The 25,671-nt window shown below is 40.5% G+C and carries 18 protein-coding genes and 5 tRNA genes; 14 read left to right on the top strand and 9 right to left on the bottom strand.

The genetic code is table 11. The annotated features are described in order from the left end of the window. Nucleotides 1–309 precede the first annotated feature (309 nt). The 7 genes from AAH582_RS22535 to panC form a co-directional block, all read right to left on the bottom strand. The gene (locus AAH582_RS22535; protein ID WP_053003501.1) at nucleotides 310–903 is read right to left on the bottom strand and encodes an FKBP-type peptidyl-prolyl cis-trans isomerase; all 594 of its coding nucleotides are present in this window, start codon (nucleotides 901–903) and stop codon (nucleotides 310–312) included. A gap of 218 nt (nucleotides 904–1,121) precedes the next feature. Next, a complete protein-coding gene (locus AAH582_RS22530; RefSeq protein WP_046672036.1) occupies nucleotides 1,122–1,808 on the bottom strand; it encodes an FKBP-type peptidyl-prolyl cis-trans isomerase in 687 nt (228 codons plus the stop codon). Nucleotides 1,809–1,883: 75 nt separating this feature from the next. Continuing rightward, nucleotides 1,884–2,351: a thioredoxin family protein gene (locus AAH582_RS22525; protein WP_343320679.1), complete on the bottom strand. Its 468-nt coding sequence runs from the start codon at nucleotides 2,349–2,351 to the stop codon at nucleotides 1,884–1,886. Nucleotides 2,352–2,365: 14 nt separating this feature from the next. Next, nucleotides 2,366–4,702, bottom strand: coding sequence for a TonB-dependent receptor (locus AAH582_RS22520; protein WP_343320678.1), 2,337 nt, complete (start codon nucleotides 4,700–4,702; stop codon nucleotides 2,366–2,368). Between the two features lie 370 nt (nucleotides 4,703–5,072). Next, nucleotides 5,073–5,435, bottom strand: coding sequence for a hypothetical protein (locus tag AAH582_RS22515; protein ID WP_046672034.1), 363 nt, complete (start codon nucleotides 5,433–5,435; stop codon nucleotides 5,073–5,075). Nucleotides 5,436–5,555: 120 nt separating this feature from the next. Next, nucleotides 5,556–5,906 carry an aspartate 1-decarboxylase gene (gene panD, locus AAH582_RS22510; RefSeq protein WP_046672033.1) on the bottom strand — a complete coding sequence of 117 codons (351 nt, stop codon included), beginning with the start codon at nucleotides 5,904–5,906 and terminating at the stop codon, nucleotides 5,556–5,558. A gap of 44 nt (nucleotides 5,907–5,950) precedes the next feature. Then, nucleotides 5,951–6,811, bottom strand: a complete 861-nt coding sequence (gene panC / locus AAH582_RS22505; RefSeq protein ID WP_046672032.1) for a pantoate--beta-alanine ligase — start codon at nucleotides 6,809–6,811, stop codon at nucleotides 5,951–5,953. A 148-nt stretch (nucleotides 6,812–6,959) separates the two neighbouring features. On the opposite strand from panC, the gene AAH582_RS22500 reads away from it, so the two are divergent. The 4 genes from AAH582_RS22500 (at nucleotide 6,960) to uvrC (ending at nucleotide 13,029) form a co-directional block, all read left to right on the top strand. Continuing rightward, a complete protein-coding gene (locus AAH582_RS22500; RefSeq protein ID WP_343320677.1) occupies nucleotides 6,960–7,778 on the top strand; it encodes a glycogen/starch synthase in 819 nt (272 codons plus the stop codon). Nucleotides 7,779–8,146: 368 nt separating this feature from the next. Continuing rightward, complete coding sequence (gene ispF, locus AAH582_RS22495) at nucleotides 8,147–8,626, top strand: 2-C-methyl-D-erythritol 2,4-cyclodiphosphate synthase (RefSeq protein ID WP_046672030.1); 480 nt, start codon at nucleotides 8,147–8,149, stop codon at nucleotides 8,624–8,626. Between the two features lie 239 nt (nucleotides 8,627–8,865). Beyond that, nucleotides 8,866–11,136, top strand: a complete 2,271-nt coding sequence (locus AAH582_RS22490) for a penicillin-binding protein 1A (protein WP_046672029.1) — start codon at nucleotides 8,866–8,868, stop codon at nucleotides 11,134–11,136. A 93-nt stretch (nucleotides 11,137–11,229) separates the two neighbouring features. Next, a complete protein-coding gene (gene uvrC, locus AAH582_RS22485) occupies nucleotides 11,230–13,029 on the top strand; it encodes an excinuclease ABC subunit UvrC (RefSeq protein WP_046672028.1) in 1,800 nt (599 codons plus the stop codon). Between the two features lie 73 nt (nucleotides 13,030–13,102). Here uvrC and era read toward each other — a convergent pair whose 3' ends face one another. Further along, a complete protein-coding gene (gene era / locus AAH582_RS22480; protein WP_120335241.1) occupies nucleotides 13,103–13,981 on the bottom strand; it encodes a GTPase Era in 879 nt (292 codons plus the stop codon). 115 nt (nucleotides 13,982–14,096) lie between these two features. Between era and AAH582_RS22475 the strand changes: the two genes are divergently transcribed. The 10 genes from AAH582_RS22475 to AAH582_RS22430 all read left to right on the top strand — a co-directional run bounded on the left by AAH582_RS22475 (nucleotide 14,097) and on the right by AAH582_RS22430 (nucleotide 23,832). Beyond that, nucleotides 14,097–14,169 (top strand) — tRNA-Met (locus AAH582_RS22475). Nucleotides 14,170–14,224: 55 nt separating this feature from the next. Then, nucleotides 14,225–14,297 (top strand) — tRNA-Met (locus AAH582_RS22470). A 56-nt stretch (nucleotides 14,298–14,353) separates the two neighbouring features. After that, nucleotides 14,354–14,426 (top strand) — tRNA-Met (locus tag AAH582_RS22465). 56 nt (nucleotides 14,427–14,482) lie between these two features. Next, nucleotides 14,483–14,555, top strand: a tRNA-Met gene (locus AAH582_RS22460). A gap of 55 nt (nucleotides 14,556–14,610) precedes the next feature. After that, nucleotides 14,611–14,683, top strand: a tRNA-Met gene (locus AAH582_RS22455). A 351-nt stretch (nucleotides 14,684–15,034) separates the two neighbouring features. Continuing rightward, nucleotides 15,035–18,124: a SusC/RagA family TonB-linked outer membrane protein gene (locus tag AAH582_RS22450; protein ID WP_084823050.1), complete on the top strand. Its 3,090-nt coding sequence runs from the start codon at nucleotides 15,035–15,037 to the stop codon at nucleotides 18,122–18,124. A 23-nt stretch (nucleotides 18,125–18,147) separates the two neighbouring features. After that, on the top strand, nucleotides 18,148–19,869 hold the full coding sequence (locus AAH582_RS22445) for a RagB/SusD family nutrient uptake outer membrane protein (RefSeq protein WP_046672026.1): 1,722 nt from the start codon (nucleotides 18,148–18,150) through the stop codon (nucleotides 19,867–19,869). A 168-nt stretch (nucleotides 19,870–20,037) separates the two neighbouring features. Beyond that, nucleotides 20,038–21,339 (top strand): ribosome biogenesis GTPase Der, encoded by a 1,302-nt coding sequence (der, locus tag AAH582_RS22440; RefSeq protein ID WP_046672054.1) that lies wholly within the window; start codon nucleotides 20,038–20,040, stop codon nucleotides 21,337–21,339. A 21-nt stretch (nucleotides 21,340–21,360) separates the two neighbouring features. Beyond that, a complete protein-coding gene (gene cysS / locus AAH582_RS22435) occupies nucleotides 21,361–22,827 on the top strand; it encodes a cysteine--tRNA ligase (protein WP_343320676.1) in 1,467 nt (488 codons plus the stop codon). A gap of 120 nt (nucleotides 22,828–22,947) precedes the next feature. Next, nucleotides 22,948–23,832 carry a DUF4440 domain-containing protein gene (locus AAH582_RS22430; protein WP_046672024.1) on the top strand — a complete coding sequence of 295 codons (885 nt, stop codon included), beginning with the start codon at nucleotides 22,948–22,950 and terminating at the stop codon, nucleotides 23,830–23,832. A gap of 73 nt (nucleotides 23,833–23,905) precedes the next feature. On the opposite strand, the gene AAH582_RS22425 is transcribed toward AAH582_RS22430, so the two are convergent. Continuing rightward, a complete protein-coding gene (locus AAH582_RS22425; RefSeq protein ID WP_343320675.1) occupies nucleotides 23,906–25,255 on the bottom strand; it encodes a peptidylprolyl isomerase in 1,350 nt (449 codons plus the stop codon). Between the last annotated feature and the right edge of the window lie 416 nt (nucleotides 25,256–25,671).

Below are 25,671 nucleotides of genomic sequence, written 5' to 3'. Positions count from 1 at the left end.
ACTGATCACTGTCTAAAAATTGATTGAAAATTGTTATTAGGTATAAATAAGTATTAAGATATATCAGTATTAATATCAATCTTACTTTTAAGTTTTTGGATAATTTTGCTAGCATTAAAACTATCGCCGATAAACAGATTAATCGTTATTTCTTAGTTTGAAGAGATTGCGGGAGTATACTTCCCTGTAGAGGAGGGGGCGATATGATGCTGTGAAGGTGTATATTAGAAACCTGATTGAACTAAAAAGCTCCTAAAATGATCTCATTTTAGGAGCTTTTATGCTTTATTGCTTCAGAAGGGGCGATAATTATTTGATATCTGTTACTTCAATGACAAAATCCAATGGTGAGTTTGCCGGAATAGTTCCGACAGCCTGATTTTGGTATCCATAAAGGGAAGGTGCCATGATGTGAATTTTACTACCCTTTTGTAGGCCTTTTTCCGTTAAGCCGCCCAATTTCATGTCACCGATTTTTTGTGGTGCAAATGCGAAGGTCCAAGCAGGAATAATGGTACTATAAAATGGATATTGATACCCTGTGTTTGTGATGATTTCAAATTCCTTGGCAGTATCAGTTTGATCAAATACACTTCCATTCAATAATTTTCCAACATATTTTACAGTCGGTTTAAATTTTAAGTATTTGCCATTTAATGTGTCAACCACTTTATACTCATAATTTCCGCTTCCTTCGGTAAGAATTTCATACCAAATTCCTGTTTCGCTGTTGTATTGGGCTTCAGGGTAATTTTTGCTAACGTAATTTTTAAGTGTTACAGAATCCGTCTTAAATTGAGCATTCGCATCATAAACCGGAGCATCGTCACTTTTGTTACAGCTGATGATAAGGAAAGCGATTGCTGCAATTCCCATGAATAGTGGTGATAACAGTTTTTTCATTGTATTTTCTTATTGGTTTTTCAAGGAAAAGCTATTTTCTTTATGAAAGTAGCTTTGCAAATGTATATTAATTTTTCTTCGTTAAAAGTTTTCACTGTAAGAATTAACATTTTGATACAGTAATTTACACTTCTAAGCGTCGACTACGGCGGTGGTTGCTTACAAAAAAGCCATTCTCACGAGGAAAATGGCTTTGATGAATGCATTGTTAATGTTTCTTAGTTGGAAGTAGCAGCTCCAATAGTCAACAATTCAATCGTATATACGACAGGTGTATTTTTAGGTACTGTCACCTTCTCACTGCCTTTGGTATATTCAGTTTGATCAAACGTATAATATGAAGGGGCAATAAAAGTTATTTTATCTCCCTTTTGTAATCCTTTTGGAAGTAAACCGTGTGGATAGTAATCTCTTCCATCTTGTTTAATAGTAGGAGGCGTAAATGCTCTCATCCATGCAACATTATAGATACTGAATGCATTGTAGATATTGGTGTAATTTGCCGGCGTTCCTGTAGCGCTTTTGTCGAAAACAGTTCCGTCCATGAGCTCTCCTTTAAAGTTAAATGTTGCAGCAAATGGTGTAATCGCAGCACCACTATTTGTTAACGTGATACCATAAGTATACGGTGTAGCGGTTTCTTTGGCATATTCAATTTTGTACCACATTCCTTTTGAAAGCGAAGAGTCTGAACGCATAGCATCGTTACCCCATTTTTGCCTTGCGTAAGCTTCCAAAATTGGAGCTTGAATTTTGTATAGCGAGTCTTGTCTTGCTTTTTCTTTTTTTACCGCTTCTTCTTGCTGTTTGTAATAGGCATCCCAATCAAAATTATCTTTGTTACAAGCCGTAAAAAGAACCCCCAGACACAAAAACGCCATTAATAATTTCGTGATATTTTTCATAATTTCTTAAAGTGAGTATTAATTATAAAATCCAAAACGCAGGAATAGTGGAGTTCGCTACAATTACATGTTAAATTATTCTAAAAATACAGCTAACTCCTTTGAATTCAGGTATTTTTGTCGTATATTTTTTAAGCGAAATTCGCTGTCAAAACGTAGGAGGGTTGGGAAAATCATTTTTCTCCCTTGTAGCAATTGTAAAGCTAATGGATGATATTGTCCTGTTTTTTTCCTTTTGCTTAAGGGCTCCCATATACTTTGATCAAAAGCAATCTCAGCGATAGATTCTGCGTCGAGCTTCACCGCGTAGTAGCGCTTGTTGATTAATTGGACAATCTCCTTTTTTGTAAAGATTTCCTGTTCCATTTTTCGACAATAGCTGCACCAATCTGTATGAATAAAGAGCAGTGTTTCGCGTGGTGAAACAGCCAGGAGTGAATCCAATTGTGCAAAATCGATCCAATTTATCCGCTCCTGTCCATAGTGACAGAGCGGATAAAAGAATAGGATCACTAGCACATATATTTTATGAAAATGCTTCATATCCCAAATTTATGTTAATGAAAATGACCAACACGAAGTCCAAACGTGTAGGTACGGGGGCGTGTTGGACCATAGATATAGTCTGAATCACGTAGCGCCCCCTTGTCGAAGTCCTTCTGAAATGCATTGAACATGTTTTGTACACCACCAAAAATTTCGATGCTGAAATCCTTATGTATTGGAAAGGTGTAGCCCAGACGGAGATTTAATTCCACAAAGTCCCGGGCATTTTTGAGGGTCATCACATCATTTTGAATGTGTGGAACAATCATTTTTCCCGTGTACACTCCGGTCAGATCGATCGCAAATTGTTTGGTCGCTTTCAGGTTGGTATTCATATAGCCATAAATGTTGGGCGTACGGACATATTTCTTGGTGAGGATATCCTGCCCATCTTCTTTTCCTGTATAGATCAGTTGGTCTTTCTTATAGCGTGAGCGCTGGATCGTCCCGCCGGTTTGGAAAGAAAACCAGGAGGATGGCGCGATGTTGATTTCAATATTGGAACCATACACCCTGGCCCCTTCACCATTTTGCATTTCCTGGATAATCAATCCATCTTTTTCAGACGCCATGACGTTGACAAACTGATTGTTTAGATCCGTGTAAAATCCCTCTACCAGTAAACTTGTTTGTACATTTCCAAAATTTTTGTTGTAGCTAAAAGAACCTGTATACGCATTGGAGTATTCTGTTTTCAGATTTTCACCGATCAATACAAAGACTTGGTTTCCGCCAATGGAAGTGACATGCATGTCCTCATTAAATGCCTGTGGCGCACGGAAGCCACGTGCATAACCCCCTCTAAATTGGAGATCTTTTGTGATATCGTATAAGATGGTCAACCGTGGGCTAAAGGTGCCGAAGCGCTGATCTGAGTTCCTATTTATCCCTGCAAGACTATATTTACCGTCTACATAGGTGTAATCATATCGCGCTCCAATTAACGTTTTAAAATTACTTAAAGGTTTCCATTCGTATTGGGCATAACTGCCTAATCCTTTATTCTGCTGATCGATGGTTCGTTTATACCCCGGTATTTCATCCTGGGTATCGTTGTATGAAAACTCCACTCCGGCAGTAAATACATCTCTTTCAAAGTTGTAGGTATATTGTCCCCCGGCAACCAGCGCGATATCATTTGTTTTTCCATAGGCATTTGCGGCTAATGTGCTGTCGGCAAGTGTCGTTCCACCTCCAAGACCACCATAGTAGCTGTCGCGAACAGTTTTCTGCACAGAGCCATAAAAGGACATTTTTTGCTTATAATCGGTGGAATAATGATCGTAGGTGATTCCACCAACAAGCGAACTGGTTTCCAATTGCTCGGTGATTTGCGTCAGATGGGGTACTTTATCGAGTTGATCACCACCGCGGCGGAACTCATTCACGGTGCTAAAGTCAACCGTTATCTTATCCAGATCACTCGGCTTGTAAAATAATTTTGTGCCAAAAGTGGTGTTACGAAGTTTGGTTATTTCCGAAAAACCATCACCATTCGCATCGTAAGCTTCCCGATTGCGGTGCATGCCGTAGAATGTGGCTCCTCTTTTGAGGTCTTCCGAAACGGTTGAGGTATTAAAATCAACGGTATTATCCCAGCTTTTGCCACCAATAAGTGAGTTGGTAGATTTGACCTGCCAGTCGTTTTCTACAGGATCTTTTGTAATAATATTGATTGTTCCTGCAATGGCATTGGCACCAAATAAGGCCGAACCGCCGCTGCGCACAACCTCAATACGATCGATCATACTGGTGGGGATCTGATCCAAACCGTATACGCTATTTAGTGCGGAAAATACCGCCCTACTATTGATCAATATTTGTGAATAGGGACCCTCGAGACCATTAAGCCGGACTTGTGAAAAACCGCAATTCTGGCAATTGTTTTCTACCCGTACACCCGGTTGATAATTCAATGTTTCCGACATAGCGACAGATTGTGTCGCATTAAATAATTTGGGACCAATGACATTGACCACCACAGGAGCGTCCTTACGTTTCACGCCATAGCGTGTAGCTGAAACCACAACCTCATCCAAATTGAGGTTGTCTTCCTCCAGTTGGATTTGCAATGGTGTCTTCAACGTGTCTAAAGAGATGACTTTGCTGAAGGAGCGATAGCCTACAGCAGATATAGTTAAGGTAACTTTTTGCGTAGGTATTGCAGACAGCTTGAAGTAGCCATCGGCATCGGATGTTGTCGCGAGCTTGCTGTTTTTTAAGGTCAGGGTACCGGAAGGAACCGCTTCATGATTTTTATTGAACAAGTAGCCTTCAAGTTTTGACTGGGCGTATATAGTGGATGTACCAGCCAGTAATGTGGCCAATAATGTGTATTGCTTTAGCATCGTAATTTGATAAAAATTTAAAACATTTAAGCCTCGTATAGCGAGGTCTATTCCTATTGCATAAATGGCGTTCGAGGTATTGCGATCTTATCGAAAACAGGTGAATGGCTTGTTTTTAGTAAGGTGCTTTATACCAAGCAGCGTACTGAACTTCCAACAAGGCTATTCAGCAAACGTTGTCGCCATTGTGAAAAGACAATGCTCGAAAAGGAGGCCATGAAAAGATGGTATCAAAAGACATTTATCGATAGGTGTTACATTCCGTAGCTACTGGACCAATCAATTAAGCGCATAGCTAGCATATTGTTTTTTATACAACACGAGTTTGGTCATCCAGGATTACAGGCCTTCGAAGTCTTTGATTTTTGATTTATGCTAAGCTGGGGGGACCACGTAAGTGGTAATGATCGATGGTTGTGGTGATCGCTTCCGGACAAAATAAATGATAACGTTCCTCTTTTACTTCACGCGGAATAGGAAGTTCAAGGACGGTAAATTCGGTTTGTACGTACGTATTGTGATAGATGACATTGAGGTACTCAATTTGGTCATCTGTTTCTTGCGGCTTTTGTTTCTTGGTAAAATCATAAGGGTGGGTGTGCATGACAATCTCACCGGTTGATTTTACCTCTTTATGCATAAAAACAACACCCGAAATAATAATCAGCGACATTAATACCAATTGGCAAAATGCGATAAGCTGACGTGGGGATTTCGTTGTTTTTCGGTACATAAAAAAGCGTTACTTTTTAGGGTAACGCTTCAAAAATACGATTTTATTTTGTGAGTATTCGTGATCCACTCATTAAAAAATTATAAAGTTTCTATGTGCTAAGCTTAACTTGCTTCCTGATTATTTAATCAGATGATTGTTGTCGTCTGGAAATACAATGGAAGGTTTAAACTGCTTAGCTTCCTCAAAATCCATGTTTGCGTAGGAAATGATGATGACGATGTCGCCAACCTGAACGAGGCGAGCCGCAGCACCATTCAAACAGATAATGCCTGATCCACGTTGCCCTGGGATGACGTATGTTTCAAGACGGGCTCCATTATTGTTGTTTACGATTTGAACTTTCTCGTTAGCGATGATATTTGCGGCATCCATCAAATCTTCATCTATCGTGATACTACCCACATAATTCAATTCCGCTTGTGTGACTTTAACGCGGTGAATCTTGGATTTCATTACTTCTATTACCATGGCGCAAAGGTAGGGCTTTCTACTGAATTTGAAAGATTTGTCAATTAATTTGACAAATTATTCAGAATCATATTATCTATTAAACGGACACCTTCGACCCAGGCAGTGACAAGTGCGACATGCTGCTTGCTGAAATCGATGTGATTGACTTCTTTTAAGGTCGAACTCTCACATATGGCAAAATATTCAACGGTTAGTCCTTCGGTGTCTGTTAGCATCTGCAGCGCTTTGTCTTTTATTTCCTCGAGTGGGATAGGGGCATGTAGATGATCTTTTACGTATTGCAGGGAACGGGAGAGTGCCAAAGCGGTTCTTTTTCCAGCTTCACTTAAGCGCGCGTTTCTAGAGCTCAGTGCCAGGCCGTCTTGATCTCTAATGATAGGACATATCGCCAATTGAATCGCGAGATCCTTCATGGCTATCATGCGTTTGATGACCATGACCTGCTGAAAATCTTTTTGCCCGAAACAAGCAATATCCGGTTGTACTAAGGTAAATAATTTATAGACCACCTGGGTGACACCTTGGAAATGCCCGGGGCGTTTTTCACCTTCCCAAATTTGATCCAGTTCGCCAAGGTCAAGATGCCAGGCTTCATTTTTATCAGGATACATTTCATCAACACTTGGTAAAAAGAGAATGTCGCAATCGACGGATTCCAGTAATCTGATGTCGTTTTCGATGGGGCGTGGATATTTTTCGAGATCTTTCGGATCGTTAAATTGTGTGGGGTTAACAAAAATGCTGCAAACTCGAATATCACTGATTGGTTTTGCATAATTTAATAAGGATAAATGTCCTTCATGTAAAGCGCCCATCGTAGGGATTAGAGCGATTTTTTGACCTGTTGATCGGGCTTGTTGCAGGTATGCTTGGAGAGATGCTTTCGTTTTGAAAATTTCCACTTTGCTATTTAGTTTTTTGTTGGCAAAGGTGCATAATATTTTGGGAATATAAAACGATGATTAATAGTAAATTGCATAGTAAGTATTTTTTTCGTACCTTTGTAGACCGATTTTACTGTTCGAAAATAATAAATAAAAATAACTGGAGATGGCAAAAACGAAGATATTGTTTATTACTCACGAGATGTCGCCTTTCCTCGAATTAACTAAAATTTCTGAAATTACACGTCAACTTCCACAAGCGATGCAAGAAAAGGGTTTTGAGATCCGGATCTTAATGCCGCGTTTTGGGAATATCAATGAGCGTCGAAATAGATTACATGAGGTTATTCGTCTTTCAGGCTTGAATATTGTTGTGGATAATAATGATAATCCGCTAATTATTAAAGTTGCTTCATTACCTGCGGCCCGTATGCAGGTGTATTTCTTGGATAATGAAGACTACTTTCAGCGTAAAAAAGTTTTTAGTGATGAGCATGGCGAATTCTTTGCAGACAATAATGAGCGTTCGGTGTTCTTCTGTAAAGGAGCATTGGAAACTGTGAAGAAATTAGGTTGGTCCCCTGATGTAGTGCACTGTCATGGATGGTTCTCTGCTTTGGTACCGGCTTACGTGAAGACAACGTATAAAGACGATCCTACATTCAAGGATGCAAAAGTGATGTACTCTTTGTTCAATGAAGAATTTAAAGGTACATTAGGTACAAAGTATGCTGAAATGGCGCCCGAGGGTTCCTTCAAAGCTGCGGATGCGCAGGTGTACGGCGATGGTAGTTATGAGGCGATCTATAAAGGTGCCTTACATTTTACCGATATGGTGGTTGTCGCTGACGAAAATGTCAACACGGAAATAGTTGATTTTGCTCGATCAAAAGATATCCAGATTTTTGAGCCAAATGGCGATCAGGATTACGATGCTTTTGGAGAAGTATATGATCAGTTTGCGCCCGAGGAAGTAGAAGCTTAAGCTTTACCTTTCGAAGCGTTTCGAAAAACAAACAGACAATAATATAGAAAAAGGCTATTCTCAAGGATAGCCTTTTTTTATACGCTTTCTTCTTAATTGATCGAGTCGTTTTTTTTACAATTTTGATTGGGCTGGCTGCTGGAAACCTTTTGTCGCGATAAATGTAGCTGCGAATTGCTATCTTCGCAGTAATCTGTCATTGTTTTATATGTTCATACCAAGAGATCTCAGCGAAGATGAATCGGGGTCTGATGTATACCTATGCTAGCTTATAAAATAGCATACATTGGCCGATTTTATTGTATATAAATCGCGTGTTTGGGCATATCTTAAGGATGTGAACAGACAGCATAGCTATAATTCGTGTAATGAAAATTAAGGTAGGATTTGGATTTGATGTCCATCAGATGAAAGAAGGTCATCCGTTTATTGTTGGTGGAGTGCAATTGGAGCATCATGCTGGGGCCTTTGGGCATTCTGATGCCGACGTGTTGGTCCATGCAATATGTGATGCCGTTTTGGGGGCCGCTAATTTAGAAGATATTGGCTACCACTTTCCGAATACAGATATGCGCTGGAAAGGCATTAGCAGTTTATTGTTGTTAAAAGAATGTATGGCGCTGATTGCTGCGAAGGGGTATACGCTAGGCAATATTGATGCGATGCTGTGCCTGGAAGCTCCTAAGATAAAACCCTACATTCCACAGATGAAAGTTAAATTGGCGGAAGCGACGGGTTTGGATATCGATGATATTTCCATTAAAGCAACAACAAATGAAACGATGGGATTTATCGGTCGTCAGGAAGGGGTGGTTGCCTATGCGGTTTGCTTGATTGAACGTGCGTAGCGCTGTTCAATATTTTCATGTTTAAATTCTTGCTTTTGGTCCAATTAGTAATACCTTTGCCAAAGTAGGGATTCTTGGCACACTATCTGATAGAGTGAGCATTAATGTCATAATTGAAGTCTTTAAAGATTAAAATAATGCCCTATCCAAGTTTGCAAAACACAGCTGTGGATGGAAAAATAGGATATTCAATACGATCTTTAAAAGAATAATATGTACGTCTGAAATTTAGTAAATAGATGAAACGAGTATCAAAAAAAAATCAACTTACTGAAGCTGATATCAAGCGGTATACGTTCAATTTTTGGAAAATTATCGTCGGGATTGTCGCGCTGGGTTTCCTCTTTATATTGAGTATACGTCTTGGGCTATTTGGAAAGTTACCTTCCTTCAGTGATTTGGAAAACCCCAAAAGTAATTTAGCGTCCGAAGTGATCACGGAAGATCATAAGGTCTTAGGGACTTATTATGTCCAAAACCGCTCCAATGTAAAATATAGTGAATTGTCGCCTTATTTGGTTAAAGCATTGGTGTCGACAGAGGATAAACGCTTTTATGATCATTCCGGGATAGACTACTCACGTACATTTACAGTTATCTTTCACACCTTGACCGGTAACAAACAGGGCGGGAGTACCATTACACAGCAGCTGGCACTGAATCTGTTTTCGGATGGACGGCAAAAGAATTTTCTAAAGCGTGTTATCCAGAAATTTCAAGAATGGATTACTGCTGTTCGATTGGAAAGAAATTATACCAAAGATGAGATTATCACCATGTATTTTAATACGGTAGACTTTGGTGCTTACAATACCTATGGAATCAAATCGGCTGCGCGGACCTATTTTAATACGACGCCGGATAAACTGACGGCCGACCAAGCAGCCCTTTTGGTGGGGATGCTCAAAGGACCAGGCGCATATTCTCCTGTACGCTATCCCGAAAAATCACGTACACGCCGTAATACAGTATTGAACAATATGGTTGCCGCTAATTTTATTTCGGCAGAGGAGGCTACAAAAGCGAAGGAGAAACCACTTGGTTTAGAACTGAAGATTGCAAATTACGGGGAAGGTTTGGCACCGTATTTTAGAGCGGTATTAAAGGATGAAATCAAAAAAGAATTTGCAAAATTGTCCATCACCAAACCAGATGGTACGCCGTATGACCTCGATCGTGATGGATTGAAAATCTATACGACGATCAATATGTCGATGCAGCAATATGCAGAGGATTCGCAAAAAGAGTGGATGAAGCAATTGCAGTCTAAATTTTCCGCACAATGGAAAAATAGGGATCCTTTTAAAGGCGACAAAGCCAAACTGCTCATGAGTGGAATGAAGCGCTCTGACCGTTACCGTATTTTGAAAGAAGAGGGCTTGAATGAAGACGCAATCAAAAAGGCTTTCAATGTAAAGGTTCCGATGAATATTTTTACATGGAAGGGAAGTGTTGATACGATGATGACGCCAATGGATTCCATTAAGTACAATAAACTGATGTTGCGCAATGCGATGATGTCCATGGAACCGAAAACCGGACATATCAAAGCATGGGTCGGTGGTATTGACTTTGATCACTTCAAATATGATCAGGTGAAAATGGGTACCCGTCAAGTCGGATCAACGGCGAAACCATTTACATACGCGGTGGCGATTGACAATGGCTATTCACCATGTTACAGCATTCCCAATTACCAACAAACCTATAATGGATGGACACCAAGAGGAAATGCGCAGGGTGGAAACCCGATTACTTTAGCGAAGGCATTGGCTTATTCGCAAAACTATGCGACGGCCTATTTGGTACACGAAGTTGGTGCTGCAGAAGTAGCTGCATTGACTAAACGGATGGGTATAACAAGTGATGTGCCTAATTATCCTTCGATCTCATTAGGTGCTTATGAAGCGTCGGTCTTTGATATGGTGGGTGCTTATTCGGCATTTGTGAATCAAGGAACCTGGATTGAGCCAACTGCGATCTTACGTATTGAAGATAAAAATGGTACACCGATCTATGATAAAGCACCAAAGGTCGTAAAAGCCTTAAATAGTGAATCTGCTTATATTATTGTTGATATGTTGAAAAAGGTGGTATCCCAGGGTACGGCAAGACGTATTCAATGGATGTATAAGCTCACCAATCCAATTGGTGGTAAAACAGGTACAACCAACGATAACTCAGATGCCTGGTTTATCGGTATCACACCGGAACTGGTTACAGGGGTTTGGACCGGTGCAGAAGATCGAGGTATTAGTTTCGACAGGATGGAGTACGGACAGGGGGCCGCAGCAGCGATGCCCGTATTTGCTTACTACATGCAGAAAGTGTATAAAGATTCAAATCTGAAATATACCAAGGGCGATTTTGAGCAGCCGCAGGGTGGGCTTACCCGTGTCATTGACTGCAATCAATATTGGGGCGGTGGTGGCTCTGATGTCGAAGATGGTTCGACGGATTCAAGCGGTAAAGATGCGACTAAACTAAAAGATGATCGCTTAGGTTTCTAAGTTATTTTAACGATTACCATTGGGCCAGATAATAAATTTTTTCGAGATTTGTTGTCTGGCCTTTTTGCTGAACATGTTTGATATTGGAACGTAATGGACGTATTTGATTATAGAGAAGAATTAAAAAAGATACCACATCGACCGGGAGTCTATCAGTATTTTGATAAAAATAGTGAGCTGATCTATATCGGTAAAGCGAAGGATCTGCGTAATCGGGTCGGTTCGTATTTCGTGAATGAAAATCAGCTGAATGGCAAAACCCGTGTTTTGGTTCGCAAAATCAACCGTATATCTTTTACTATAGTTGACACGGAGATTGATGCTTGGTTGCTTGAGAATTCATTGATCAAAAAACACAAGCCCAAGTATAACGTTCTGTTGAAGGATGATAAAACCTATCCATGGATTGTCATCAAGAACGAACCTTTTCCGCGGGTTTTTTGGACCAGACAATATATCAAGGATGGGTCTCGTTATTATGGCCCCTATCCTTCGGTGGGGATGATGCATATTGTATTGGATCTGATCCGTGAATTATTTCCCCTCCGTACCTGCAATTTGGCCCTCACACAGGAAAACATACGGAAAGGCAAGTTTAAGATCTGTCTTGAATATCAAATCGGAAATTGTAAGGGGCCCTGCGAAGGGTATCAGTCAGAAGACGACTACGATCAGAACCTGAGTGATATCAAGGATATTCTGAACGGAAAGATTGCTGTGGTGACCAATCGTTTAAAGGAAAGTATTGGTGCAGCAGCTGCGGCTTTGGATTTTGAAAGAGCGCAGTTAATGAAGGCCAAGCTGGATAAGCTGGACAATTACCAGAGCAAGTCGACGGTGGTCAACTCCTCCATTACCAATGTGGATGTATTTAGTATTGCTTCAGACGAGGGGTACGCTTTTGTCAATTATTTGAAAGTTATGAATGGGGTTATTATTCAGACACAGACCCTCGAAATGAAACGGCGTTTGGACGAGAGCGAACAGGAGCTTTTGGCCTTGGCCATACCAGAGATCCGGGAGCGCTTCAAAAGTCTTTCGCGGGAAATTATCGTACCTTTTGAATTGGATATTGAAGAGAACGAACGGATTCGATTTACCATCCCGAAGTTGGGGGAAAAGAAAAAATTGCTGGAACTTTCCCAAAAGAACGTCGCATTTTTTAGAAAAGAGCGTCTGTTGCAATATGAAAAGCTTAATCCGGATATTCGGACGGAGCGCATCTTAAAGCAGATGCAAAAAGATCTGCGTATGAATGTGCTCCCACAACATATTGAATGTTTCGATAACTCGAATATTCAGGGTAATTATCCCGTATCGGCTATTGTTGTCTTTAAGGATGCAAAACCTTCAAAGAAAGATTACCGCCATTTTAATGTGAAAACCGTGGAGGGGCCCAATGATTTTGCTACGATGGAGGAGGCTGTTTTTAGACGCTATAGGCGATTATTGGATGAAGATCAGCCTTTGCCGCAATTGATCATCATCGATGGGGGAAAGGGGCAGCTAGGCGCGGCCTTAAAGAGTCTGCGCTTGTTGGGGATAGAACGGAAAGTAACGGTCATCGGTATTGCCAAAAGACTTGAGGAGCTTTTCTATCCGGGTGATCAGTACCCACTTTATTTGGATAAGAAGTCTGAAACCCTCAAGGTCATTCAACATCTCCGGGATGAAGCACACCGCTTCGGAATCACCTTCCACAGGAATCAACGGAGCCGGAAAACCTTCGTTTCAGAGCTGGAAAACGTTCCGGGTATTGGTAAAACAACGGTTGAGAAAGTATTAACTGAATTTAAATCGGTGAAAAAAGTGAAGGAAGCCTCCGATGAAGAGCTAAAAAAAGTGCTTAATCTGAAACAGATTAAAGCACTTCGTGAATATTTTGCAACGTAAAAATTTCGAGTAAGAACAGTTCGTGCAGTAGAGGTCGGTATAAAAGGTCTCCGTACGAACTTTTCAAAGCGAATTAATCATCGTAACCGAAACGTTTAAGGTAGTTCTTTTTACTTCTCCAATCAGGAATCACCTTAACAAAAAGTTCGAGGAATACTTTTCCGCCGATAAACTCTTCAATATCCTGGCGTGCATAGGTGCCGACTTTTTTGATCATGGCGCCTGCTTTTCCGATGATAATATTTTTTTGAGAATCGCGCTCTACAATAATTTCGGCAGCAATACGTGTGATATTTGCTTCTTCTTTGTATGACGTGACGATTACCTCTGTACTGTAGGGGATTTCCTTATCGTATAGTTTGAATACTTTTTCACGGATCATCTCAGAGACGAAGAAGCGCATGGACTTATCCGTTAGTTCATCTTTCTCATAATAGGCTTCGTGAATTGGTAACTTGTCCTTGATGTAGTGCATCACGGCGGCAACATTATGATTTAATTTTGCTGAAATCGCAAAAACGGTATCTGGATTTAATTTTTCCTGCCAAAATTCAATCTTAGCCTTGACCTCTTCTTCCGAAGATTTATCAATTTTGTTGATCAGCACGGCAACAGGGGAATTTGTTTTACGTAATTTCTCCAGTACATCGTTCTCATCGTATTTTTCGTGGATATCTGTCACAAATAAAATAATGTCTGCATCGATCAACGAACCTTGGACAAAATTCATCATCGATTCTTGCAAAGAATAGTTTGGTTTGATAACACCGGGGGTGTCCGAAAACACAATTTGATGGTCTTCATCGTTTACAATACCGATAATGCGGTGTCTTGTCGTTTGCGCTTTGGGTGTAATGATAGACATTTTTTCACCCACTAAAGCGTTCATTAGGGTGGACTTACCAGCATTTGGCTTTCCGATGATACTTACGAATCCTGCTTTGTGTGACATTTTTCTAAATTTTATTAGGATTACAAAGAAACAAAATATATCTTTGTACTCCAATTCGGAAGGATCATAATCTTGTTTTTTCAAAAGAAAAAAGCAATTTTGTTCAAAAATATATTGCGGGGTGGAGCAGTTGGTAGCTCGTCGGGCTCATAACCCGAAGGTCACTAGTTCGAGTCTGGTCCCCGCTACTAAAGAAAGAGCCGATTGCAATGATCGGTTCTTTTCAAGACATTTAAAATACATTGCGGGGTGGAGCAGTTGGTAGCTCGTCGGGCTCATAACCCGAAGGTCACTAGTTCGAGTCTGGTCCCCGCTACTAAAAGAAAGAGCCGATTGCAATGATCGGTTCTTTTTAAGAAATTTAAAATACATTGCGGGGTGGAGCAGTTGGTAGCTCGTCGGGCTCATAACCCGAAGGTCACTAGTTCGAGTCTGGTCCCCGCTACTAAAAGAAAGAGCCGGTTGCAATGATCGGTTCTTTTCAAGACATTTAAAATACATTGCGGGGTGGAGCAGTTGGTAGCTCGTCGGGCTCATAACCCGAAGGTCACTAGTTCGAGTCTGGTCCCCGCTACTAAAGAAAGAGCCGATTGCAATGATCGGTTCTTTTCAAGACATTTAAAATACATTGCGGGGTGGAGCAGTTGGTAGCTCGTCGGGCTCATAACCCGAAGGTCACTAGTTCGAGTCTGGTCCCCGCTACTAAAAGAAAAAAGCCGAGTTGAATATCTTGGCTTTTTTTGTGCGCTAAATTACGCTATAATACCACCTTTTTTTCAGGATTACCTTGTTGCCTACGCTGCTAACTTTCTCTTTATCGATTGTCCTCAGGTTGTTAAAAAACTACCTTTTGCTGTTAACCTAATCGTTCTAATTTTTTGATAGTGGATTGCATTGTAAAATGTGTGTTTATGCAATCGTTTGTTTAATTGGCGCAATCGATTTCGTTGCTACTAAATTTTGATATACTGTCATCATCCTTTAGTTTTAGCATTCATGTACCTAAATTTTGATTAGCACGCTAATCAATTTTTAAACTAACTATTAAATATTATGATTTCAAAGATTCTCGACAATCACAAGTTGAGTCTGTTATCATTAGCTTTACTCATTACAAGTACACACAACTCGGCTAATGCTAATGGTCTTACGTTTCCAAACAACAATATTTTGTTGAATGACGCAGTTTATCAACAAAAAGTGAATGGAAAAGTGCAGTCTACAGACGGCCCATTGGCTGGAGCAACCATTAGTGTTAAAGGGAGCGCTAAATCGACATCTGCAGGAGTAGATGGACGGTTTACGATAGATGCTAAAAATGGTGATGTGCTGGTCGTTACGAGTGTTGGTTATAAAACACAAGAAGTGACGGTGACAGGACCGGTTGTTAACATTAATCTGGAGTCCAATAGCGAAGCACTCCAGGAAGTTGTTGTCGTTGGGTATGGAACACAACAGAAAAAAGAAAGTTTGACCGGTGCCCTTCAGGCTGTTAAAGGAAACAAATTACGTGATGTCACTACGCCGTCGGTCGAAAACATGCTGAATGGTAAAGCTGCCGGAGTATATGTTGCACCAGGAGCTGGTAAACCGGGATCAAATGGTGGTGTTGTGATTCGTGGCCAGGCAACCTTAAGTGGTACGACGAGCCCGTTGTGGGTTATTGATGGTGTTATCGTTGGCTCAAGCCCAGGTGATATCAATCCAGATGACATTGAATCATTGACTATCCTAAAAGATGCTGCCTCAACATCTATTTATGGTTCTCAAGGTGCAAATGGTGTCGTTGTCGTTACAACAAAAAATCCTTCGGCTTCCAAAACAAGCATTAGCTTTTCTACGAAAATGGGTATCAATCAGCTTTCCAATGGACACATGGAAATGATGGATGGTGCTGAACTTTATGACTACTTTGCGTCATTCTCCAATCAAGATAAAATTAAATTTCCACGCTGGAACACTGAGTTACGCAACAGTAACTTCGATTGGTGGAAGCTAGCAACGAAGACCGGGTTTGTCCAAAACCACAATTTATCCATTCAGGGTGGAAATGATAAATTACAGTCTTATTTGTCTTTAGGTTACTACAACGAAGCCGGTGCTGTAAAAGGGTATGATTACGATCGTTATAACTTTAGATTACGTACCAACTATAAACCTTTCGACTGGTTGACCATCAAGCCATCTATTGCCGGATCGAGACGCGCAGTAGATGATCGTCAATATGATGTCAATGCCATGTATGGGAACCTGCCTTGGGATAGTCCTTACGATGCAAATGGAAATTTGGTGCCACACCGTTATAGTGGCTGGGTCAACAACGCAAGCACGAATTACTTGTATGACTTGCAATGGAATCATAGTGCCAATACCAATTATGAATTTATGGGTAACTTAGATTTCGATATCAAATTAACAGATTGGTTGACATTTTCTTCTGTCAACAATTATCGTTACAATAGTTATTCTGATAGTGGTTATCAAGATCCGCGATCAAATAGCGGTGAAAGCGTAATTGGCCGTGTAACGGATTATCGGATGGAGTTTGCGCGCCGTTATACCAACCAAATCTTGCGTTTCAACAAGACCTGGGATAAACATAGCCTGAATGGATTGGCTGCATACGAATTTAACGACTACTGGACCAAAACTTTAGATGCATACGGAACAGGTATTGTCAATGGTTTTGAGGTATTGGATGTTGTTGCAAAGCCAGAACGTACCAAAGGCGGAATTTCCGAATGGGCAGTACAGTCATTCTTGTCGAATGCAAACTATGCATACGATAATAAATATCTGGCACAGGTGTCGTTCCGTCGCGATGGAGCATCCAATTTTGGTACCAATGCAAAATATGGAAACTTCTTTTCCGTTAGTGGTGGTTGGAATATCAATAAGGAAGAGTGGTTCAAGGCTGATTGGGTAGATAATTTAAAACTGCGAGCGGCTTACGGATCGGTAGGTAATAGACCAAGTTCGTTGTATCCGCAATATAGTCTTTACTCTGTGTCTGCATCGTCAAGTTATAATGGTATACCAGGAGCATTAATTAGTCAAATCGGTAATAAAGATCTAACCTGGGAAAAAACATACACAACAGGTTTTGGGGTTGATGCTGCCTTATTTAAGAATAGATTGCGATTCAATGTTGATTATTACGACAAAAAGACCGATAATGTACTTTATCAAGTGCCGATCAGTGGTCTGACGGGTGTTACTTCTATCTGGAAAAATATTGGTAAGATGCAAAACCGGGGGATTGAACTGACCATCGGCGGTGATATCGTTCGCAATGACAATGTACATTGGAGTTTGGATGTTAATTTAAGTCACAATGTGAATAAATTGACCGAGCTATTTGCGACAAAAGATGCCAACGGTAATCTTGTTTCAAAACCAATTATCGCAGGGGACGGATCAGGAATCGCCGGATCGGCGCAACGTTTGCTGCAGCCTGGTTTTCCGGTAGATACCTATTACTTGAAAGAATGGGCTGGTGTTAACGTGGATAATGGTTTGCCCATGTGGTATAGATACGAAACAGATGCGAATGGCAATGAAACAAGGACAACGACATCGAACTATTCCAATGCAACTTTCCGTAATGTAGGAAAAGGAAATCCAGATCTTTTCGGCGGTTTCAGTACGGCTTTAAGTTATAAGCAGTTTGACCTGAATGCGGTGTTCGGTTTCTCATTAGGTGGTAAATTATATAATTATTCGCGTCAGGAATTTGATTCAGATGGAACCTATACGGATCGTAATCAGATGAAATTACAGGATGGTTGGAGCCGTTGGGAAAAACCTGGTGATGTTGCTACTCATCCGATAGCAAGATACGATAACCAAGATAAAGGTAATTCACCGTCAACACGCTTCTTGGAAAGTAACAATTTTCTAAAAATGAGATCGTTGACTTTGGGTTACAACTTTGACCTGAAAAAGTATAACATCAAAAATTTACGTGTATTCTTAGCTGGAGAGAATTTGTTTACGATTACAAACTACTCGGGTGTTGATCCGGAGCTTCCTTTGACTGAGCCAGATGGTAAAGGCGGGGGCGGTCAAATGATCAGATCTACAGGCGTTTCTGTATATCCAATGGTTCGTAAATACATGTTCGGCGCAAGTGTGACATTTTAATTTTAACGTTTAGAAAATCAACAATGAAAAAGATATTAATTGGACTTTTAATCGCAGCAGCAGTATCCTCCTGCGATATCGATCGTCTTCCTTATACTTCGATGGACGAAGAGAATATTGCAAGTAATCCTGATGCCATGGTAACAGGTACTTATGCGCAGTTAAAAGCTTGGTCTGATCCGATGCACCGTCTTGGTGAATACGCCGGTGATAATATGATGATCCGTGGTTCATCGACAGATGCATTTTATGAATTTATCTCCTATGCAAGGACACCGAATAATTACCGTTTGCAGAATTTTTGGGATAGCGGTTATAAAGCGATCGCTCAATCGTCGAACCTGATTAAGATGTTTGCGGAAGGTCAGAGTCCAGAAATGGATAATAAAATAGGTGAATGTTATTACATCCGCGGGATGATGTACTTTTACCTTTGTCGCGCATTCGGCAAGCCATACTACCAAAGTCCAGAAACAAACTTAGGCGTTCCGATCGTCAATGGTACACCTGAAGATGTTTTTAATGATTTGAACTTGCCCGATCGTGCGTCTGTAAAAGATACTTATGCGCAAGCGATCAGTGATCTGAAGAAAGCGGAAGCTTTAATGACCCTTGATAAAGGGGCAGCATATGCGTCTAAGGGTGCGGCGCAAGCGATGCTTTCCCGTATATATCTGTATATGAGTGGTACGTATAAAAATCCAAATGCGGAATACGCGCGCCTTGCTGTAGAATATGCGGATAAAGTAATTAACTCAGGTAAATATGTCCTGTTGGGCCGTGAGCAATTCATGAAATACAATACATTTAGACCAGAAGATAACAAGGAGACCATCTTTGCGGTGAAACGTGTCGCTTCTGAATTTTCAGGTGATGATCACTATTATGGTATTGGTGGTATGTACTCCAATATCGGTGGTATGGGCTGGGGTGAGATGTATTCCAGTGCCAAGTACATTGATTTATTGAATGAAACTGGTCGCAATGATTGGAGACCTGATCATTATACCATTGTCGACGCACGCGCAGCATTTATTGAACCTACATATTCAAAAGATGATGCGGGAAAATACACAACTGTTTTTCGGTTTATTAAACAGGATGTACCCAAAAAAGCAGGCGATCCGGTTACACTAAGCTATGTGCAGGCTCCTGCTACCATAAACGGTAATACCGTGACTTGTAAAGATGGTGATCATGTCTATACATTGACCGCTGTCAATGCTGCGCAGCAAACTTATAAAATTGCCTATGCAGATGGTAAAACATACACTGGTATGATTGACTACTATATTTCCTTAAACCGTGCTTATCCACAGTTTTATATTGTGAAATGCTCACGTGAAGGCGAGGAGTCACAATTGCACTCGCCTGTCATCAGCCGCTTGGGTGAAATTTATTTAAACCGTGCCGAAGCTAATGCAAAATTAGGTAACTATGGCGCTGCATTAAATGATTTAAATACCATTAGAAATCGTTCTATTGTTAATGGTGGATATACCTCAATTGATGCTACCAATGCAAGTAAACTGATCGACAAAGAGCGTCAGTTGGAATTGGCTTATCAGGCTGAGCGCAGCTACGATGTGTTCCGTAATGGAGACCCATTAAACCGTACCTATCCAGGGCCACAAAAACAATTTGAGGATATTGTACCGACAGATTTTAGAGTGACTTATTTTATTCCACAGGATGCGATCAATTCATATCCGGGCAAATTGACGCAGAATCCAACGTCTAACTAGGTAATATTGATCATTTAAACCCTATAAATGGCTTTACTTCACGGTAAAGCCATTTTTGTTTTTGTGTCGCGATAATCCCTTTCGAATCCGTATCTTTGTTCCCTTAAGTATATTTTTAGCATAAAAGTGCCATCTGCTGTGATAGTGGGTGGATCAAATAAAATAAATATGGCAAATATTGTTGCAATTGTTGGTCGTCCAAATGTTGGTAAATCTACCTTATTCAATCGTCTTACAGAAAGTAGAAAAGCGATTGTTGATGACTTTAGCGGGGTGACGCGCGACCGTCATTATGAAACAGCCGAGTGGATCGGAAAGAAATTTACAGTAATTGATACAGGTGGTTTTGTACATGGTTCGGATGATGTCTTTGAAGAGGCTATTCGTGATCAGGTTTATATCGCTATTGAAGAAGCTTCGGTCGTTATATTCATGGTGGATGTCACCACTGGCATTACCGACTTGGATGATGAAATCGCTGATATTCTAAGAAGAAGCTCTAAACCTGTGTATGTTGTGGCGAATAAAGTCGATCACGCGAAATTGCACCATGAATCGGCAGAGTTTTATGCTTTTGGTTTAGGTGAGGTCTTCAACATCTCATCGGCTACAGGATCCGGTACAGGTGAGTTGTTGGATGCTGTTGTTTCTCATTTTGAAGTGGAAGAGGAAGAAGAAGAATCCTTACCAAAATATACCATCGTGGGCCGCCCGAATGTGGGTAAATCGTCTTTGACAAACGCATTGATCGGCAAAGATCGCAATATTGTAACGCCAATGGCAGGGACAACGCGTGATTCAATCCGTATACATTACAATCAATATGGACATAACTTTTTATTGATCGATACTGCAGGTCTTCGTCGTAAGTCCAAAGTAAATGAAGATATTGAGTTCTATTCGGTGATGCGTACCATCAAAGCATTGGAGGATTCTGATGTGACAATTTTAATGCTTGACGCACAGGATGGATTAGAAGCGCAGGACGTTAATATTTTCAACTTGGCGGAGAAGAACCGTAAAGGTATTGTCATTGTTGTCAATAAGTGGGATTTGATCGAAAAGGACAACAAAACAATGAAGGCTTTCGAAGATCGCATCAAAGAGAAAATAGCACCATTCACAGATGTGCCTATTATCTTTACTTCCGTAACCGAAAAACAACGTGTTCTTAAGGTATTGGAAGTTGCCGACAAGGTCTATGTTAATAAGACAAAAAAGATCCCTACCTCCAAGTTGAATGAAGTGATGTTGGATATTATCGAGAATTATCCACCGCCATCCTTAAAGGGTAAATACATCAAAATTAAATATGCAACACAGTTGCCAGGACGGACACCGATGTTTGCTTTCTTCTGTAATCTGCCACAATACATCAAAGATCCATACAAACGTTTTATTGAAAACAAATTGCGTGAGAACTTTGACTTTACAGGTGTCCCAATTCAAATATATTTCAGACAAAAATAGATTTCCAAGCAGCGATTAAACATGGACCATAATCTCTATTTATACAATACGCTTTCGCGAACAAAAGAAAAATTCGAACCTATTCATCCCAATCTCGTTGGTATGTATGTCTGTGGCCCCACCGTGTACAGCGATGTGCATTTGGGAAACTGTCGGACGTTTGTGTCTTTTGATTTGATTTTTAGATACTTGCGTCATCTTGGTTATAAAGTACGTTATGTGCGCAATATTACAGATGCGGGGCACTTGGAAGGCGATCGTGATGAAGGGGATGACAAATTTGCAAAGAAAGCAAAATTGGAACAGTTGGAACCGATGGAAATCGTTCAAAAGTATACGATAGGTTTTCATGATGTATTGCGTCTTTTCAATACCTTGCCGCCCAGTATTGAGCCTACTGCGACAGGACATATTTCTGAGCAGATCGAAATGATCGAACAGATTATCGAAAATGGCTATGCCTATGAGCGAAACGGTACGGTCTATTTTGATGTTGAAAAATACGTTGAAACATACGATTATACAATTTTGACCAATCGTAAATTGGAGGATATGCTCAATAATACCCGTGAATTGAGTGGCCAGGATGAGAAAAAAGGGCGTTTGGATTTTGCCTTGTGGATCAAAGCAAAACCTGAAACGATTATGCGTTGGCCTGCACCTTGGAGTGTTGGCTTTCCGGGCTGGCATATCGAATGTTCGGCCATGAGCAGAAAGTACTTAGGCGATCAGTTTGATATTCATGGTGGTGGAATGGATTTGGCAGCAACGCATCATACCAATGAAATTGCACAGTCTGAAGCATGTAACCATACGAGCCCAGCCAAATATTGGATGCACACGAATATGTTGACTGTAAACGGTGCGCGTATGTCCAAATCTGCAGGAAATGGATTTTTACCAGGCGAGCTATTCACTGGAAATCATCCACTATTGAATAGAGGTTACTCACCGATGGCCGTACGCTTCTTTATGTTACAGGCGCATTATAGAAGTACATTGGATTTCTCCAATGAAGCATTGGATGCAGCTGACAAGGGGTACAAAAGGCTCATGACTGCGATCGGTCTTTTAGACAAGTTGAAGGTATCGAAAGGGGCTGATTCATTCAATTTAGCTGAAATTCGCCGCAAATGTTACGCTGCTATGGATGACGACTTTAATAGCCCTGTACTCATTGCCGAATTGTTTGAAATTGTACGTATCATCAACTCGATTTATGACGGTAAGGCGAAAGTAACAGCTGAAGGATTGGAAGGGCTTAAACTATTCATGAAAGAATTTGTTGAGGAAATCCTAGGCCTTAGAAACGATCAGACTTCCGTATCAGATGATATCGATGAGGTGATGAATCTGGTCATTAAACTACGTAATGAAGCCAAAGCAAATAAAGACTTCGTCACCTCAGACCGTATTCGTGATGAGCTTAATTCTATTGGAATTCAATTGAAAGATAGCAAAGAAGGAACACTTTGGAATAAGATTTGATAGATAAGAAATCGAATTTATAAAAGAGGAATAGAATGGAATGTTCTGATTGGAAAAACACGTTATCGTGGAAACCAATGGTTATTCCGTATGACCTTTAAAAGAAAGATCATTTTGCATATGAATTTTTGGAATAGGCTGTCCGTCGTCGCATTGATGAGTGTTGCTGGTACAACACTATATGCGCAGATACCTGAGAAAGTTGGAAGCCTATTGCAGGCCGATAAGGATGCTGCTGCATTGGCGAAAGCGTCTACACCGCACCAGGCGTTCCTTTCGATCATAGATAAGGAATCTACGTTTTATGTCCCTTCAGCAGTAAATGCGTATAACTATCTGAATAATAGACCGAATATTCCCGATGTTTTAAATTGGCAGCCTACGTTTGCGTTGATTGCTAAAAGTCAGGAGTTTGGTGTAACTTCGGGGTCTATGGACTTTCAGAAAGTAGGTGCTCGATTGCGTCATGGAGAATACCTGACCGTATGGAAACGCAATAAAAAGGGTAAGTGGCTCGTCGATATTCGTGCCGAAGTTGAAAACAACGGGAATGACGGGGAGTTTGATCTTGAATATATCGAACCTACCGACTCGTGGTATCTGAAGCATCGCTCTAAAGTACGCTTAAACCAGCGTGAAGATATTGTCTTGGAGACGGACAAATTGATGTCAACTGTTTTGAAAGCTGACAATCCAACTGCTTATAAGGAGTTTTTAAGCGAAGACGTCCGGTTTTTGTTCCCTTGGACAAGTCCGATGGAAGGAAAGGCAAAAATGATGGCTTATCTCAAAAAACAACGGATGACGATAGAAACAATCCCCGAAGAAGTAAAACGTTCGTATAGTGGCGATTTTGCCTATACCAAGGGAACGGCAACGGTGCGACAAAAGGATAAGGTGGTGAAGTATAATTATATTCGTATCTGGCAGCTGAGCGAATTGGCGAAGGATGATGTGAAGAAAGCGAACTGGAATATTTTGATCGAAATGATGTTTGAAAAATAATAAGACGATTGTACTATAAAAAAGGGCTTGAATACATATTCAAGCCCTTTTTTATAGATTAAGTGTTGTACACTTATTGTTTCTTCCATTTTTTCAATCCTTCACTGTGACCAAAGTCATCACTGATATTGATGTAGGTGGTCTTCAATTTATCATCGAACCATTTGCTCAGGTTACGATTGGTTTTGTCCTGAACGGCGGCTTCTTTGATCTTTGTGAAATCTTCGTCCAAATTTGCTTTATGCGGTGGGATACGTGTTTTCAAGTAATTGAAACGGTAACCAACATCGCCCATTTTGTCTGTAAATTGCTCTGGTTTGGAGTATTCTCCCGGTTTTAGCGGATCGATCGCTGTAAATACTGATTTCTCCAAGCCATCCATAGGAATTACGGTTGTGCGGCTTGAGCCCTCTTGATTTAGGATCATACCACCATTGAATTTACTCTCCTCCGCATCAGAATAGTTTGTGGCGGCATGATAGAAATCCATTTTTTTATCAACGACCAATTTATAGATACTGTCCAATTTATTTTTTGTTCGTTCTAATGCTGCAGGGCCAGGATTGATCTTCATCAGGATATGGCGTGTGTGTACCTCTTCACCGCGTCTTTCCAGTACCTGAATAATATGAAAGCCATATTTGGATTCGACAATAGGTGATATTTCTCCCGGTTTTAATTTAAAAGCCATGGCAGAGAATTCTTTGACGTAATTGTCACGTGTACCAAAACCCAAATCACCACCATAGGGGGCAGATCCGGGATCTTGAGAGTATATACGAGCCATTGTACCAAAGTCGGAGCCATCTACAATCTGTTTGCGGATACCTTCAATCTTCTCGCGCTGTTCCTTTTTCTCTGCATCGGTCAATTTGGGCATCATGACAATTTCACCAATTTCTACCTCGGTATTGAAGTAAGGAAGACTATCTTTATTCAAGCCTTCAAAATAACGCTTTACCTCCAAGGGTGTTACATCTATTTTGGAAACGATGTTTTGTCTCATTTTCTGCGCTTTTAATTGCTCGAAAACACTCTGGCGCATTTCTTCTTTGTATTGCAATAAGGAGCGGTTGAGGAATTTTTCAAGGCGTTCTTGCCCTCCAGCCTGTTGGGACATGTGGCGCAGGCGCGCATTGAGGTTGTCATCAACTTCGGTCTCAGTTACATCAATAGAGTCAATTACGGCTTGTTGAGATAATAATTTTTGGACAATTAACTGTTCCAATATACCATCTTTATAGTTTTCATCTGGTTTATTCCCTTGCGCTAACCATTGAGAATATTGCATATCCACGTCGGACTGTAAGATAATGCCCGATCCAACCGTTGCGACAACGCGATCAATAACTTGACGTTGCGCAAGACTGGCCTGAATTGATGCAAACAGCAATAAAAACAATATATAAATGTTTTTTTTCATCCGTATAAATTATTTATGTAATTATGAGCGTTCTTCATTTGTATAAATGAAATCATTTCACTCGGTTATTTGTTCATCATTTATTCTTTTGTCACAAGTATTCACGCTGCCTTGGCGGTATGCGTAGTAATTGTGTCCAATATATACTTTTTTGAACAACAGCACAAAATTATCAGATTATATGAATTATTCGTACTTTTATTTAACAATATTTTTGTATTCCCACTATTTTAAATGGGTGATTTTGGAATTGTTAAAATTGATGTGCTAAAATACGCATTTGCCTATTAGAAAGGACGGTTTTAACCAAATTTAACAAGTCTATTGACGATATTTACGCCTATAAAATGGCGGGGTTTTAGATCCTCACACTGCGGAATGAATGGGGAAATTTGAGCGGGATCTCGCATAATTTA

The sequence above is a fragment of the Sphingobacterium multivorum genome, from assembly GCF_039511225.1.
Taxonomy (GTDB): domain Bacteria; phylum Bacteroidota; class Bacteroidia; order Sphingobacteriales; family Sphingobacteriaceae; genus Sphingobacterium.
The sequence above is the reverse complement of the archived record's forward strand: the minus strand, read 5'-3'. Positions and strand labels throughout refer to the sequence as shown.